We start from the raw sequence: 14,430 nt of genomic DNA on the forward strand, positions 1-14,430 counted from the left end.
AATAGCCCCTCGTTTCCTAGACGCCTTCTTCCCTGAACTTGACGCAAGGCGGCCGACATGGGCAAAGCCAATTCCAGCGACGGTTTCAAACGGGACGCGGTGGCGTAGATTGCCGAACGGGGTTATCCGGTTGCGGAGGTTTCCCGGCGTCTGGATGTCAGCCGGCATGCGCCTTGAGATTGGAAGAGGAAGTTCTCGAAGTCCTCTTCCAGCTCCAGCGAGGACGGGCAGTCTGCGGAGAGCCGTCGCCTGAAGCACGAGTTTGTGCGGGTGAGCGAGGAGCGCGACATCCTAAAAGGAGCCACCGCGTATTTTGCCAGGGATGCAAAGTGAGATACGCGTTCGTTGCCGAGCATCGACAGCAGTTCACTGTTCGGACGATGTGTCGTTGCCTGCGCATCCAACCCAGCGGTTTCTACGCCTGGCTGAAGACCCCCCTGAGCAGGCGAGCTCGGGAAGACGCTCGCCAGGCCGCGCTTCTCAGAAAAGGCCTGGAAGGAGAGCGGCAGGGTCTACGGCTATCGCAAGCTGCATGACGACCTCCTCGATCAGGGCGAGACCCGTTTGCGCCAACCGCATCGCTCGTCTCGCCAGGCTGGCCGGGATCGAGGCGCGGATCGGCTACAAGCGTCGGCCCGGTTCCTATGGCGGCAAGCCGTCAGTCGTGATCGACAACACCCTTGCCCGGCAGTTCGATGTCGATGCGCCGGACAGGGCGTGGGTGACTGACATCACCTATATCCGGACCCAGGAGGGCTTTGCCTATCTGGCCGTCGTGATCGACCTCTACTCCCGCCGCGTCATCGGCTGGTCGCTGCAGAGCCGGCAAACCACTGATGTCGTGCTGCAGGCGTTGCTCATGGCGGTGTGCCGTCGAAAGCCAAAAAGCAAGGTTCTGGTCCATTCCGATCAGGGCGCGCAGTGCACCAGCATGGACTGGGCGGCGTTCCTGAAGCACCACAATCTTGAGCACTCGATGAGTCGTCGCGGCAACTGCCATGACAATGCCGTGGCGGAGAGCTTCTTCAATCTCCTCAAGCGCGAGCGGATACGGCGCAGGACCTACCGAACACGCGAGGAGGCAAGGCAGGACGTGTTCGACTACATCGAGATGTTCTACAACCCGAAGCGCAAGCACGTCAGGAACGGGATGCTGTCACCCGTCGACTTCGAACGGCAGCAGGAAATGTAACCCGAGGGTGTCCATGAAACTCGGGGCTATTCAGTTTCCCCGCCATGCTGCTCGGGAGTGTCGCGTTAACGGGAATTTTGCTCACTGGCGCGACGGCTCAGGTTGTGATCGACTTTGGCTCTGCTGAAACCGTGATCGGCTCCGGCGGCGGTACGCAGGCAAGCCCGTGGAATGTTGGCGACTCGTTGGGAGTCGGAAAAAAGCCGTTGGCACACTTGATATTTCCGTCGGTGGCGAGGTCAGCAATACGGTCGGCGTTCTCGGCACATTCAACAATGCAAACGGTACAGTGACAGTCGATGGCGCAGGATCGACATGGACGAATACGGCCGCTGTGCTTGTCGGGGATGACGGCGCCGGCACGCTGAATGTTTCCAATGGCGGCGCGGTCAGCAGCGATAGCGGCACTATTGGCTTCGGGACCAGTTCAACCGGTGATACGACAGTGGATGGGACGGGATCCGCCTGGACGAATACGAATTCCCTGGTTGTCGGGGATGATGGTGACGGCACGCTCAATATCACCAATGGCGGTGCGGTCAGCGCCAATGATGTCACCATCGCTCGCTTCGCGTCTTCCACCGGCACACTCAATATCGGCGCGGCGTCGGGTGATACAGCCGTTGGCGCGGGCACGCTGACCACCACGACGGGCATTGCCTTCGGAGACGGTGACGGCACGCTGGTCTTCAACCACACCGACAGCGGCTATGATTATAATACCTTCCTCGCTTCGTCTGGCAGCGGAACGCATCAGGTTCTGCACGAGGCTGGCGAGACCGTTTTCGGCGGCGACTGGTCCGCGTTCAACGGCACTACGACGGTTTCGGGTGGCACGCTCGAGGTCAATGGCCTGCTCAACGGTGCCATCAATGTCGATGGCCTGCTCAACGGTGCCATCAATGTCGATGGCGGTATTCTTGGCGGTTCCGGCACGCTGGGTAACCTGACTATGAACTCTGGCAGTGTTCTGGCTCCTGGCAATTCCATCGGCACCTTGAACGTTGCGTCGACCACCTTCAACGCCGGTTCTACCTATGAGGTCGAACTCGACGATGGCGGTTTCGTTGCTGGAACCAACAACGATCTACTAAATGCCTCCGGCACGGTAACTATCAACGGCGGTACAGTGCATGTGACGCCGGAAACCGGCACGGACGACGGATCGACCTATGTGGCGCCAGGCACCTATACCATCATCACGGCGGGCAGCGTGACGGGGACACTCGACAGTGTGACCGACGACTATGTCTTCCTCGATTTCACCGATAGTTATGACGCGACCAACGTCTATCTGACGTCCGAACAGGTGGCATTCTTCTCCGATATTGCCGAGACGCCCAACCAGATGGCTATCGCTCCGGTTCTGGAGGATCTGGGCAGCGGTAACGCAGTCTATGACGCGCTGATCGGCCTTGCCGGCAGCGATGACGATGCCCGGGCCGCGTTCGACAGCCTGACCGGCGAGATCCACGCCTCGGCGCAGACGGCATTGCTCGAAGACAGCCGGTTCCCGCGCGAGGCAACGCAGGACCGCCTGCGCGTGGCGCGGGGCGGAGTGGGGGCTAGGAGTGGCACCCAGATCGAGGACCGGATCTCCGAGAGCTTCGCCATGTGGGGCCAGGGGTTCGGCTCCTGGAGCCAGTGGAACAGCGACGGTAATGCCGCCGAAATGGACCGCACCATCGGCGGGTTCCTGATGGGCGGCGATGCGCTGGTCTGGGACAATGCGCGCTTCGGTGTGCTGGGCGGCTATTCCCGCTCAAACTTCAGCGTCGATGACCGCATGTCTTCGGGCACGGCCGATACCTATACGCTTGGTGCCTATGGCGGCGGCGAATGGAACGCCTTCACCCTGACGGGCGGCGTGGCCCATAGCTGGCACCGCCTCGACACGTCGCGCTCGGTGGCCTTCTCCGGTTTCTCGGACAGCCTCAGTGCCTCCTACGATGCCCGGACCCTGCAAGCCTGGGGCGAGGCTGCCTACAGTTTCGAGACAGGCGCGGCCCGCTTCGAGCCTTTCGCCAATCTCGCCTATGTGAACCTGTCGACCGACGGCTTTACCGAGACCGGTGGTGCGGCGGCACTGACCGCGGCATCCAACACCGTCGATGCCACCTTCACCACCCTCGGCCTGCGTGCCGAAACCGATGTCCATCTGGGTAGTACCGATGCCACCCTGCGCGGCATGGTGGGCTGGCGGCATGCTTTCGGCGGCGGACCAACCTCACAAATGGCCTTTGCCTCAGGTGGCAATGCCTTCACCATCGCAGGCGTGCCGCTGGCGCAGAACAGTCTGGTGCTCGACGCAGGATTCGATGTGGAGCTCACCGACAGTGCCACGCTGGGCTTTGCCTATGGCGGACAGTTCGGCTCCGGCGTTCAGGATCATTCCGCCAGCCTCAATCTGAATGTGCGGTTCTGAGAGCCGCAGAGACCCACGCGCATTTACGCAAGACCTGCGCTCGCCGCTCCAATTCTTGAGGCGGCGGGCGTTTTTCCCCTAGAGACATGAAGATCGTACCCATGCCCAGACTCACAACCGGCCTTGCCGCCATTGCCGCTCTCATCCTTTCCACCCCAGCATCCTTCGCACAGGAGACGGGCCTGCCCGGTAACGCTTCCAACCTGCGCGAGGGTCATGGCGACTGGCAGGTGGCCTGCACGGCCCCTGAAGGCGCCGTCAGGTGCGCGATGTCGCAAACCCAGGTACGGAGCGAGAACCGCCAGCGAGTCCTGAGCATCGAGTTGGCCAGCGCGGATGATGGGAATGCGGCCAATGGCGCGCTGGTTCTGCCCTTCGGCCTCGGCCTTGCCAGCGGCGTCGTCTACCGGCTCGATGAAGGGGCCACCGGAGCTGTCCAGCCCTTCCGCACCTGTCTGCCAGTCGACTGTCTCGTCGATGTCGCCTTCGACGCCGGTACCGTCGCCGCGCTTAGGGCGGGCAACCAGCTCAACGTGATCGCCACCGCCGATGGCGGGCAGGAAATGACCTTCGTCATCTCGCTTGCAGGCTTTTCCAGTGCCTTCGATCGCGTGAAAGAGTTGCTGGAGTGAGCTTCCATGAGGCGGAGCTGATCCCGCAGATATTCTGCACCCGAGGGCAAATCCGGATTTGGGACGCGCGGGCACCTGCTGGGTACACGTATTCCGCTCACCTCGCTCATACAGGCCGTCGCCGTCGGCGAACATCTCAACTTCCGGCACGCCGCCGCCGCGCTTGGTGTTACCCAGTCCTCGGTCAGCGCGCGCATAAAGGCACTGGAGGAAACGCTCGGCATCCGTCTCTTCGAGCGGCATCATCGTGGTGTCCGCGTCACGGAGGCGGGGCGCGTCTTTATCGAGCAGGTTTCTGAAGGGCTTGAGCAACTCGATCATGCGGTGAAGTCGGCGGGTGCCATCGGAAAGGGTGAGGCCGGCCGCTTGCATGTTGGTGTGCCGACGACGCTTACCAACGGCTTCCTCGCAGAACCCGTCAAACGCTACCGCGAGCAATGACCCGATATCGGGTTCGATTTTTTCGACGGCCGGATGCACGATGCCATCGTGCAAGTGCGCGAGGGGAAACTGGATGTCGCTTTCGTGACGGGGGTTCCCGATCCGCCCGACTGCCATTGCAAGGCGCTCTGGTCCGAACCGCTTCTGGCCGCGTTGCCTGTGACCGATGGCAGGGTGGCATGCTCCGGCTTGTGCTGGCGCGATCTCGCCGAAGACCAGTTCCTCGTGCGTAGCGGTGGAACCGGTCCGCAAATTCGGGAGGGGATCGTTCGATGTTTTGAACAGCACGGCTGCCGGGCCCGGATCAAGCGCTGTGATGTAGACCGCTGCACGCTGATGTCGATGGTGGCGCAAGGAATGGGCGTCACCGTTTGCGACGCATCCGTCAGCGCGTTCAATTGTCCGGGAATCGCATTCCTGCGCCTTCTGGGTGAACAACAGGCCGAGTTCAGTGCCGTCTGGTCGCCCCACAATTTCAGCATAGCCCTTCGCGACTTGTTGGATAAGGCGCAAACAATGAGCCGGGAACGGAAACGTCAGTCGGTTTGATGCAGAGAACTTGAAGCATTTGCGCCCGGATCATATAGCAATTTCCAGAGAATTTCGGTCTCGGTAGTTGCGAACTCCCGCAACCAAATTTTCCTGCCAGATATAAAATACTTAGGCCGTACTTCGTGTTGCTTTTGCGTGTCGCGACGTGTTGCAAGCCCGTCCAGAACACTCCCCAAAGATTCCAAAGACTTACGACCAGCCCAGATTCCTCCGTGCAACACGGATGCGACACGGGGAAACGTCGATGTTCGCGGGGCGTTCGAGCAACTGGGCTAGGACCTGTCCCCATAAACGGGTTTCGTTGAGGCGTGAGATTTGATTCAACCTCCCGAATAAGGAGGTTGCCATGCGCCGTCACGAATTGAGCGACAAGGAATGGTCGATGATCGACAGCTCTTCGATCCGCGTCCACCAGCATGGTGCCGGCGCGAAAAAGGGGGATCTGAAGATCCGTGCATGGGACAGTCCCGCGGCGGTTTGACGACCAGGATCCATGCACTGGTCGACGCCGAAGGTCGCCCGGTGCGGATCGAACTCACCGCCGGGCAGGCCGGCGACGCGCCGATGGCGACGAAACGGCTCGAGACGGTGGCGACGGGCGCAATCGTGCTGGCCGACAAGGCTTACGATACCGACGGCATCCGCACTTTCGTGGCTGCACGCGGCGGATGGGCGAACATCCCGCCACGGATCACCCGCAAAGGCACATTCGCCTTCAGTCGCTGGGGTTATCGCCAGCGCAACCTCGTCGAACGCTTCTTCAACCGCCTCAAGCAGATGCGCGGTATCGCCACACGGTATGATCGGCGCGCCGACAACTACCTCGCAGCAATCAAACTCGCCGCGATCCGCATCTGGATCAAAGCGTTATGAGTCCGCTACCTAGCGCGCTCAGGTACCGAGTGCCATATTCGACATGACCTGCAGTGCTGAGAGCCCTCTTGTCGTGGGATAGGCGGAGCCGACGAGGCCGTGTGTGAAGTTTCTATGGGCGATCTTTAAAGAGGCGTATCTTCACTTTTTCGCCGTCATCGGCGCACTAAGCCTCGCATCACTGGTAGCGACCCTCGATCTATACGACTGGCCCAGTTCGATCCTCCAGATGATCGCTTGGTGGAAGTCCATCGCCTATCCGGTGGTGGATGCCATCTTCGCCCCAATCTTGTCCTGGATATCGAGCTTGGTTGAGTTCGAAATCCGGCTAAGCAATGCGATGAAGGACTACTTCGGGGTCGGAGTCGCGCTTGCGTTCTCGCGATTCCGCGGTGCGTTGTTTGGGTGGAAGAAACCGGCTGTTACTGGTGAGGCTCGCCTTACTGCAGATCGTGCCAAGGTTCTGAAATCCCTCGTGCACAAACCATTCCTCGCCGCTCAGCTACTCATCCGCACTATACTCGTTTGGCCGGTTGAAGTGGCGTTGATGACTCGACTTGCCCTATTTGCGCGGAAGATATTCCCTCATGAAACAGACGAGTATGTTCGGAATGTCCGGATATCCCATGCAATTACGTTGCTGCCGATTTTATATTTCATTCTGCTTGTGTTGGCGAGTTGGGTGATTGGCATCTATCATTTTCTCACAAGAAGATGACGCAGAGAGCTCTGTCAGGCTCAGCAGGCGATCCATGCCGTTGGTTCGACAGCTGTGCCCTTCGCGAGTTGCACGCATCGCGGCCCCGGCACAGTCAGGCACCCCGGTGGCCCGCCGCCCAAGGAGAGATTTCATGTCGCTCATTCCCCGCCAGCCGGTTCCGCAGCTCGCCGTCGACACGCTCGCGCACGAGACCTTCGATCTCGCGAAGGAAAACCCCGCCTTCGGAACGCTCGTGGTTTTCTATCGCGGCCAACATTGCCCGATCTGCGCCACTTACCTGAAGGAGCTGGAACGGCTGACACCGGAATTCGAGGCGCGCGGTGTGTCCACCATCGCGATCTCCAGCGATCCGGAAGACCGCGCCCGCGCAATGGCCGAAGCTGTGGGCGGATCGAACTTGCGCTACGGCTATGGCCTTGCGCTGGCGGAGGCGCGCGCATGGGGCCTCTACACCTCGACCGGACGCGGCACCACCTCCATCGGCATCGAGGAGCCGGACCTGTTTTCCGAGCCGGGCGTCTTTCTGGTGCGCGCCGACGGCACGCTCTATTTCGCCTCGGTACAGACGATGCCCTTCGTGCGCCCGCACTTCAAGGAGATGGTCGGTGCGCTCGACTTCGTGAAAGCGAAGGACTACCCCGCGCGCGGCGAATACACCGGCGCGGTCTGAAAAACACCGCGATCTCTACCGGCGTCAGGAGAGCACGCCGTCCGGCGCGGATCCCGTCACGAAACGGACCGCGCCGGGAAGCACCTCCACGTGCAATGTGTCCGCGGACATCGGCTCGCCATCCAGGTTGAGAGACAGCTCGGCCTCGCTTTCCACCGTCAGCGACGAAAACCGTGCCGTCTTGGCATAGCTTTCCACCGGCGCTTCCGTCTCGTGCAACAGCCGCGACAGAAGCCCCAGGACATGGTCTGCATCGGGCTGCGGAAACAGCGACAGGTCGAGCAGGCCGTCGTCGAGCCGCGCCTCCGGGCACAGCGGAACGCCACCGCCGGCCAACCGCCCGTTGCCGATTGCCATCGCCAGGAACTCCCCCTCCCAGGAAAACCCGTCGGCGGAAAACCGTGCGGTCGACGGCGTCAGCCGTCCGATGTGGCTGGCGCCCGCGATCAGATAGGCGGCGCCGCCCAGCAACTGCTTGGCGCGCGGATCCGCTTCACGCGTGATCTGCGTAACGGTGCCGCCGCTTGCAAGATTGATGAAGACCCGCTCGTTGATGCGCGCGGCATCGATGCGACGGATCTCTCCCTGCGCGCAGACCATCAGGGCCGCGGCGGGATCGCCGGCGGGAAGAGCGAGCCCGGCAGCGAAATCATTCGCCGTTCCAAGCGGCAGAACACCCACGGCACAGGTCTCCGGCTCCGCCCCCGCATTTACCAGAGCCGCAATCACCTGATTGAGCGTCCCGTCGCCCCCGCCGGCCACGATCACGTCGGGAAGCGGATCGGCGGCGAGCGCCTCGGAGACGAAACGCGCCACGTCTCCCGCCTCGTAGGTGACCCGCACGAGCACCTCGTGCCCGGCGTCGCGAACGCGCCCAATAGCGGCTCGCACATCCTCGCGCGGGGCGGATTTTCCGTTCAATATCACAAACAGTCGGCGTGTCGTCGTCAAGCGTTCGGTCTCCTTCGCTCTGCCGGCGCGACCTTGGTTGGCGCGCGCGGCAATGTCTACAATTCCCTTTGCGCCTGCGGTTTGCTAAACGGGCGCAATCTTCCGCTTCCAAGGTCCGCACCGCTCATGATTCCCAACGCCATCGCCATCACCCCGGAACTCATCGAGGCGCACGGCCTCAAGCCCGACGAATACGACCGCATTCTGGCGTTGATCGGCCGAACCCCGACGTTCACCGAACTGGGGATCTTTTCGGCGATGTGGAACGAGCATTGTTCCTACAAGTCGTCGAAGAAGTGGCTGAAGACCCTGCCGACGACGGGACCGAGGGTCATTCTCGGCCCGGGCGAGAACGCGGGCGTGGTCGACATCGGCGACGGCGAGGCCGTGGTCTTCAAGATGGAAAGCCACAACCACCCCTCCTACATCGAACCCTACCAGGGTGCTGCGACCGGCGTCGGCGGCATCCTGCGCGATGTCTTTACCATGGGCGCGCGCCCCATCGCCGCGATGAATGCCTTGCGCTTCGGTGAGCCGGATCATCCGCGCACCCGCCATCTCGTGTCCGGCGTCGTCGCCGGCGTGGGCGGCTACGGCAACTCCTTCGGTGTTCCAACGGTTGGCGGCGAGGTCGAGTTCCATGCCAGCTACAACGGCAATTGCCTTGTGAACGCATTTGCCGCAGGGCTTTTGCGGACCGACGCCATCTTCCTGTCCAAGGCGGAAGGCGTCGGCTTGCCCGTCGTCTATCTCGGTGCCAAGACCGGCCGCGACGGCGTCGGCGGCGCCACGATGGCCTCGGCGGAGTTCGACGAGACCATCGAGGAAAAGCGCCCGACCGTTCAGGTGGGCGACCCCTTCACCGAGAAATGCCTGCTCGAAGCCTGCCTGGAGCTGATGAAGACCGGCGCGGTCGTCGCCATTCAGGATATGGGCGCGGCCGGCCTCACCTGTTCCGCCGTCGAGATGGGCGCCAAGGGCAACCTCGGCGTCACGCTGGAGCTCGACCGGGTGCCCGTGCGCGAGGAGCGCATGAGCGCCTACGAGATGATGCTGTCGGAAAGCCAGGAGCGCATGCTCATGGTGCTACGTCCCGAAAAGGAGGCCGAGGCCAAGGAGATCTTCCGCAAGTGGGGTCTCGACTTCGCGGTCGTCGGCGTGACCACGGACACGCTGCGCTTCATCGTCAATCATCAGGGCGAGACGGTCGCCGACCTGCCCATCAAGGACCTCGGCGACGAGGCGCCGGAATACGACCGGCCGTGGTCGCCCGGCCCGAAACTGGAAACGATCCCGGCAGAACGCTTTGCCGAGCCCGACGACTATGCCGACGCGCTGCTGACGCTGATCGGCAATGCCAATGGCGGGTCGCGCCGCTGGGTCTATGAGCAGTACGACACGCTGGTTCAGGGCAATACAGTCGCTTCGCCCGGCGGCGACGCCGGCATCGTGCGCGTCGGGTCGAACGGCAAGGCGCTCGCCTTCTCCGTCGACGTGACCCCGCGCTATGTCGAGGCCGACCCCTTCGAGGGCGGCAAGCAGGCGGTTGCGGAATGCTGGCGCAACCTGACGGCGGTCGGCGCCGATCCGCTTGCCTCCACCGACAATCTCAACTTCGGCAATCCGGAGCGCCCGGAAATCATGGGGCAGCTGGTCGAGGCGATCAAGGGCATCGGCGCGGCCTGCGAGGCGCTGGAAATGCCCATCGTCTCCGGCAATGTATCGCTTTACAACGAGACCAGCGGCGAAGCGATCCTGCCGACTCCCGCCATCGGCGGCGTCGGCCTTCTCGACGACGTCGATGCCCGCTCGAGCCTCGCCTTCGCCAATGACGGCGATATCATCGCCCTCGTTGGCGGGCACGGCACGCATCTGGGGCGCAGCGCCTATCAGCGCGACATTCTCGGCCGCGAGGAGGGCGCTCCGCCGCCAGTCGATCTGGCGGCCGAAAAGCGTCGCGGCGATCTCGTGCGCGACCTCATTCGTGCCGGTCGCGTGACCGCGGTGCACGATCTGTCCGACGGCGGACTGGCCGTGGCGCTTGCGGAAATGGCCATGGCCGGCAATCGTGGCTGCACGATCACGGTGCCCGCGCCCGCTCATGCCGCCCTGTTTGGCGAGGATCAGGGTCGATACCTGCTGACGATCGCGCGCGACAGGGCCGCGTCCGTGCTGGAAGATGCTATTGACGCTGGCCTGGAAGTCGCCGAAATCGGAACGGTCGGCGGTAAGAGTTTGACGGTGGAGGACATCCTCACCATATCCGTTGCAAAGCTCGGCGAGAGCCACGAAACTTGGTTCCCGAAATACATGACCGGCGCGTAACCGCGTCGCGCGGTTCGACGTTCGGGCGGGGTTGCATGTACACCGGCAGTCCCGTCTGTAGAAAGGACGAAAACATGGCAATGCAGGCGCGCGAAATCGAGGCGCTGATCAAGGAAGCCCTTCCGGACGCGAAAGTGGAAATCCGCGACCTCGCGGGGGACGGAGACCACTATGCGGCCGTTGTGGTGGCCGACGCATTTCGCGGCAAGACACGGGTGCAGCAGCACCAGATGGTCTATCAGGCGCTGAAGGGCAACATGGGTGGCGAACTTCATGCGCTGGCACTGCAAACGAGCGCTCCGGACTGATTACCACGAAGCCGACCCCGGTCGCTGGACCTTGAACCCGGCAGAACGAAAGGACGCACTATGAGCATTCAAGACTGGATCAAGAACGAGGTCGACACCAACGACGTTGTCGTCTTCATGAAGGGCACCCCGGCATTTCCGCAGTGCGGATTTTCCGGTCAGGTCGTTCAGATTCTCGATTATATCGGCGCGCCCTACAAGGGCATCAACGTGCTGGAAGACGATGACCTGCGTCAGGGCATCAAGGAGTTTTCCGACTGGCCGACCATCCCCCAGCTCTATGTGAAGGGCGAGTTTGTCGGCGGCTGCGACATCATTCGCGAGATGTTCCAGAGCCAGGAGCTTCAGTCGCACATGACTGACAAGGGCATCTCGACGCGCCAGTCCGCGTAAATCAAAAGTTAATAAATGGTTAATAAAAGGCGGATCCAAGTTGATCCGCCTTTTTTTGTCAAGATTTATAGACTAGGCAAATTTTGCCGAATCACCCTAAGCTGAACGTCAGATGAATGCGCGCTTCAGGTCTTGATCACTTGGATCGTGTCATGTCTGGGTCATCTTAGGGCTATTCGGCACCGGAAGGATCAGACCATGCGTATCGCGAAACTTGCAGGCCTTGGCCTCGCTCTCAGTATGGGTTTCGGCCTCGCAACCTTCGCACAGGAAAGCGACAGCAATCTGCGCCGCATCGCCTGCGTCGACCTCATGGTGTTTGCTCCGGCAAACGGCATCAGCGATGCCGACACCTGCCGCGCTCATGGTGGGCTGGCCGCAGAAGGCGCGCATGCCGCCAATTCCGCCCTGGTCATTCTCGTGCGCAATCAGCCGGTCGGCTCTTCTTTCGGCCTGAGTGCCGGCAAGGGATCGTGACCGGTCTTTCCTGACCGGCCACGGAGCGACGCCTGCTTCCCCGCGAGACGTTCGCCCCCTGCCCGGTTGATCCACGGCCCGGACCCTCATGCCGGGCCGTTTCTGCATGGCACAACGCTCACGTAGGCCCGTATTTGCGCGCGGCATCCAGTGCCAGCCCAGCGCCCACGCTCCCGAACACGTCGCCCTGCACGACACTTGCCTGCGGGAACAGGCCCGTCAGACGTCCGCGAACGTAAGGGATCGACGCCGAGCCTCCCGTGACGAACACCGAGGAAATCGCCTCCGCGCCCACACCCGCCTGCTTCAGGCATCCGGCGAGCGCGCCCTCGATTCCGGCGACCGACTGCCCGATCGCCGCGACCAGATCCGTGCGCGCCACCTCCAGGTCCAGATCCGCGTCCGGTAGCGGAAAGTGCAAGCGAAAGCGTTCCTCGGCGGAGAGCGCGATTTTTGCGGCTTCCACTTCGCCGGCAAGCGCATGACCCTGGCGCTCCGAGATCACCGCCATCAGCCGGTCGACCAGTTCGGGGCGGGCGGCATCCTGCCGGAGACCCTTCAGCTTCGTATCGGTCTGCTGTGCATAGAGGAAATTGATGCGGTGCCAGGTGGCCAGCTCGAAATAGGCCCAGTTCGGCAGGTCGCGCCGACCGTCGCGCGCAAGGGTCCGATAGCCCAGCTCCGGCATGACGGTCTTCAGGCTGAGCAGCCGGTCGAAATCGGTTCCGCCGATGTGAATGCCGGTACTGGCGAGAATATCGGCGCGCCGGTCGCTCGCCTCCCGGCGTTTCGGCGACACACGCACGATTGCGAAATCCGATGTGCCGCCCCCCAGATCGACGATCACCGCCAGTTCTTCCCGCTGCACGCGCCGCTCATAGTCGAGCGCGGCCGCAATCGGCTCGAACTGGAACGCGACCGCCGAGAAACCGGCTTTGCGCGCAATCGCCTCAAGCTCTCCTTGTGCCCGGCCGTCGGCCTCCTCGTCGCCGTCGACGAAGTGAACCGGGCGCCCGAGCACGACCGAATTGAAGCTCCGGCCGGCAGCGGCCTCCGCGCGCGCCTTCACCTGCTTGAGATAAAGCCCGATGATCTCGGAAAACGACCATCGACGGGCCTTGATCGTGGTCTTTTCCGCCATCGTGCTTGAGCCGAGCACGCTCTTGAGCGAGCGCATCAATCGGCCTTCGACGCCCTCGACATAGGCATCGACGGCGGCGCGACCGAAGCGGATCTGCTGATCCTCGAAGGAGAAGAACAGCGTGCTTGGCAGCACCACGCTGTCCCCTTCCAGGGCGAGGAGCCTCGCCGCACCGTCCTCGCCAAGGATCGCGGCGGTGGAGTTGGAGGTACCGAAGTCGATGCCGCAAGGCACGTGTGTGGTCATGATGGGAGTTCCGTAAAGAATGCGGGCCGGATACGCCACACAGGAAAGACAAAGCCGGGAACGGTGCGCCGTCCCGGCTTGAAGACTGGCTTGAATGAGAAAACGTCTATTCGGCGGCGAACAGCCGTTCGGTCATGGCAAGGGCGGCCCCGCAGTCGCCGGTGTCCTCGCGCGCCTCCGCGCCTGCATCCGCCGAGGCCATCAGACCGGCGAAATCGAACAGCGCCGGATCATGCAGATGAGACGCCCGCACATTGGCGAACGCGCGCGCCATCACGGACAGACGACCCGGAGTCGCCCGTTCCCACTCCGCCATCATCGCCTTCACCTGTGCCCGCTGGAGGCCATCCTGGCTGCCGCACAGGTCGCAGGGGATGATGGGAAACGCCATCGCCTTCGCATAGCGGGCGATATCGTCTTCCGATGAGGCAATCAGCGGGCGCAGCACAAGAAGATCGCCGTCGTCGTTGAGGAGTTTTGGCGGCATGGAGGACAGCCGTCCGCCATGAAAGAGGTTCATGAAGAAGGTTTCCAGCGCGTCCTCGCGGTGGTGGCCGAGCACGATGGCCGCACAGCCCTCCTCGCGGGCGATGCGATAGAGATGCCCGCGCCTGAGCCGCGAACACAGCGAGCAATAGGTCTTTCCTTCCGGCACCTTGTCCACGACGATGGAATAGGTGTCCTGACGCACGATCCGGTGGGAAATGTCGTGCTGTTCCAGGAACTCCGGCAGAATATGCGCGGGAAAGCCCGGCTGGCCCTGATCGAGGTTGCAGGCGAGAAGATCGACCGGCAACAGACCGCGCCATTTCAGATCGAGCAGCACCGCCAGCAGCGTGTAGCTGTCCTTGCCGCCCGACAGGCAGACAAGCCAGCGCGGACGCTCCCGCGAGGCTTCCACCATGGCGGTGCGCGCGATGGTGTCGCGCACCTCGCGCAGCAGGCGTTTCCTGAGCTTCTTGAAGGCCACCGAGGACGGAATGTCGCGAAACAGGGGCGGACAGGCCGCCCCCTCGGGCGCGTCATCAGGCTGCGTGGGATCGCTCATGGTGTCATCTGCCGGGGATTGGATGCATCGGGGGC

The 14,430-nt window shown here is 62.5% G+C and carries 13 protein-coding genes and 2 pseudogenes; 12 read left to right on the plus strand and 3 right to left on the minus strand.

All coding sequences use genetic code 11. The features are described from left to right. Positions 1–108 precede the first annotated feature (108 nt). The 8 genes and pseudogenes from BLU32_RS11910 (at position 109) to BLU32_RS11940 (ending at position 7,506) form a co-directional block, all read left to right on the plus strand. Positions 109–1,192: pseudogene (locus tag BLU32_RS11910) on the plus strand (IS3 family transposase). Between the two features lie 166 nt (positions 1,193–1,358). Continuing rightward, positions 1,359–3,617, plus strand: coding sequence for an autotransporter domain-containing protein (locus tag BLU32_RS11915; RefSeq protein WP_093807218.1), 2,259 nt, complete (start codon positions 1,359–1,361; stop codon positions 3,615–3,617). Between the two features lie 101 nt (positions 3,618–3,718). Beyond that, positions 3,719–4,249, plus strand: coding sequence for an invasion associated locus B family protein (locus BLU32_RS11920; protein ID WP_093807220.1), 531 nt, complete (start codon positions 3,719–3,721; stop codon positions 4,247–4,249). A gap of 108 nt (positions 4,250–4,357) precedes the next feature. Continuing rightward, positions 4,358–4,690, plus strand: coding sequence for a LysR family transcriptional regulator (locus BLU32_RS22335; protein WP_244501864.1), 333 nt, complete (start codon positions 4,358–4,360; stop codon positions 4,688–4,690). 6 nt (positions 4,691–4,696) lie between these two features. Beyond that, on the plus strand, positions 4,697–5,239 hold the full coding sequence (locus BLU32_RS22340) for a LysR family substrate-binding domain-containing protein (protein WP_305849823.1): 543 nt from the start codon (positions 4,697–4,699) through the stop codon (positions 5,237–5,239). A gap of 370 nt (positions 5,240–5,609) precedes the next feature. Continuing rightward, positions 5,610–6,115: pseudogene (locus BLU32_RS11930) on the plus strand (IS5 family transposase); the annotation flags it as partial. A 103-nt stretch (positions 6,116–6,218) separates the two neighbouring features. After that, entirely contained in the window at positions 6,219–6,833 is a 615-nt protein-coding gene (locus tag BLU32_RS11935) for a hypothetical protein (RefSeq protein WP_093807224.1), read from the plus strand. A gap of 133 nt (positions 6,834–6,966) precedes the next feature. Further along, a complete protein-coding gene (locus tag BLU32_RS11940) occupies positions 6,967–7,506 on the plus strand; it encodes a peroxiredoxin-like family protein (protein ID WP_093807226.1) in 540 nt (179 codons plus the stop codon). A gap of 24 nt (positions 7,507–7,530) precedes the next feature. Here the strand turns inward: BLU32_RS11940 and yegS are convergent, their stop codons facing one another. Continuing rightward, positions 7,531–8,457, minus strand: a complete 927-nt coding sequence (gene yegS / locus BLU32_RS11945) for a lipid kinase YegS (protein WP_093807228.1) — start codon at positions 8,455–8,457, stop codon at positions 7,531–7,533. A gap of 126 nt (positions 8,458–8,583) precedes the next feature. Here yegS and purL point away from each other — a divergent pair, with 126 nt between their 5' ends. The 4 genes from purL (at position 8,584) to BLU32_RS11965 (ending at position 11,960) form a co-directional block, all read left to right on the plus strand. After that, a complete protein-coding gene (gene purL / locus BLU32_RS11950; RefSeq protein ID WP_093807231.1) occupies positions 8,584–10,782 on the plus strand; it encodes a phosphoribosylformylglycinamidine synthase subunit PurL in 2,199 nt (732 codons plus the stop codon). A 74-nt stretch (positions 10,783–10,856) separates the two neighbouring features. Then, positions 10,857–11,090, plus strand: coding sequence for a BolA family protein (locus BLU32_RS11955; RefSeq protein WP_029058811.1), 234 nt, complete (start codon positions 10,857–10,859; stop codon positions 11,088–11,090). 60 nt (positions 11,091–11,150) lie between these two features. Then, complete coding sequence (grxD, locus tag BLU32_RS11960) at positions 11,151–11,483, plus strand: Grx4 family monothiol glutaredoxin (protein WP_093807233.1); 333 nt, start codon at positions 11,151–11,153, stop codon at positions 11,481–11,483. A gap of 198 nt (positions 11,484–11,681) precedes the next feature. Beyond that, entirely contained in the window at positions 11,682–11,960 is a 279-nt protein-coding gene (locus BLU32_RS11965) for an antitermination protein (protein ID WP_157727642.1), read from the plus strand. A gap of 118 nt (positions 11,961–12,078) precedes the next feature. On the opposite strand, the gene BLU32_RS11970 is transcribed toward BLU32_RS11965, so the two are convergent. Both BLU32_RS11970 and ttcA read right to left on the minus strand, forming a co-directional pair. Then, positions 12,079–13,347 (minus strand): Hsp70 family protein, encoded by a 1,269-nt coding sequence (locus BLU32_RS11970; RefSeq protein ID WP_093807237.1) that lies wholly within the window; start codon positions 13,345–13,347, stop codon positions 12,079–12,081. 106 nt (positions 13,348–13,453) lie between these two features. After that, positions 13,454–14,395, minus strand: coding sequence for a tRNA 2-thiocytidine(32) synthetase TtcA (ttcA, locus tag BLU32_RS11975; RefSeq protein ID WP_093807239.1), 942 nt, complete (start codon positions 14,393–14,395; stop codon positions 13,454–13,456). Positions 14,396–14,430 lie beyond the last annotated feature (35 nt).

Origin of the sequence: Stappia sp. ES.058, assembly GCF_900105595.1 — a bacterium.
GTDB lineage: Bacteria > Pseudomonadota > Alphaproteobacteria > Rhizobiales > Stappiaceae > Stappia.

Excerpts from the sequence above, each read along its gene's own strand:
- BLU32_RS11920 (WP_093807220.1), top strand. The coding sequence starts at position 3,719 with ATGCCCAGACTCACAACCGGCCTTGCCGCCATTGCCGCTCTCATCCTT.
- BLU32_RS11940 (WP_093807226.1), top strand. The coding sequence starts at position 6,967 with ATGTCGCTCATTCCCCGCCAGCCGGTTCCGCAGCTCGCCGTCGACACG.
- purL (WP_093807231.1), top strand. The coding sequence starts at position 8,584 with ATGATTCCCAACGCCATCGCCATCACCCCGGAACTCATCGAGGCGCAC.
- BLU32_RS11955 (WP_029058811.1), top strand. The coding sequence starts at position 10,857 with ATGGCAATGCAGGCGCGCGAAATCGAGGCGCTGATCAAGGAAGCCCTT.
- grxD (WP_093807233.1), top strand. The coding sequence starts at position 11,151 with ATGAGCATTCAAGACTGGATCAAGAACGAGGTCGACACCAACGACGTT.
- BLU32_RS11965 (WP_157727642.1), top strand. The coding sequence starts at position 11,682 with ATGCGTATCGCGAAACTTGCAGGCCTTGGCCTCGCTCTCAGTATGGGT.
- BLU32_RS11970 (WP_093807237.1), bottom strand. The coding sequence starts at position 13,347 with ATGACCACACACGTGCCTTGCGGCATCGACTTCGGTACCTCCAACTCC.
- ttcA (WP_093807239.1), bottom strand. The coding sequence starts at position 14,395 with ATGAGCGATCCCACGCAGCCTGATGACGCGCCCGAGGGGGCGGCCTGT.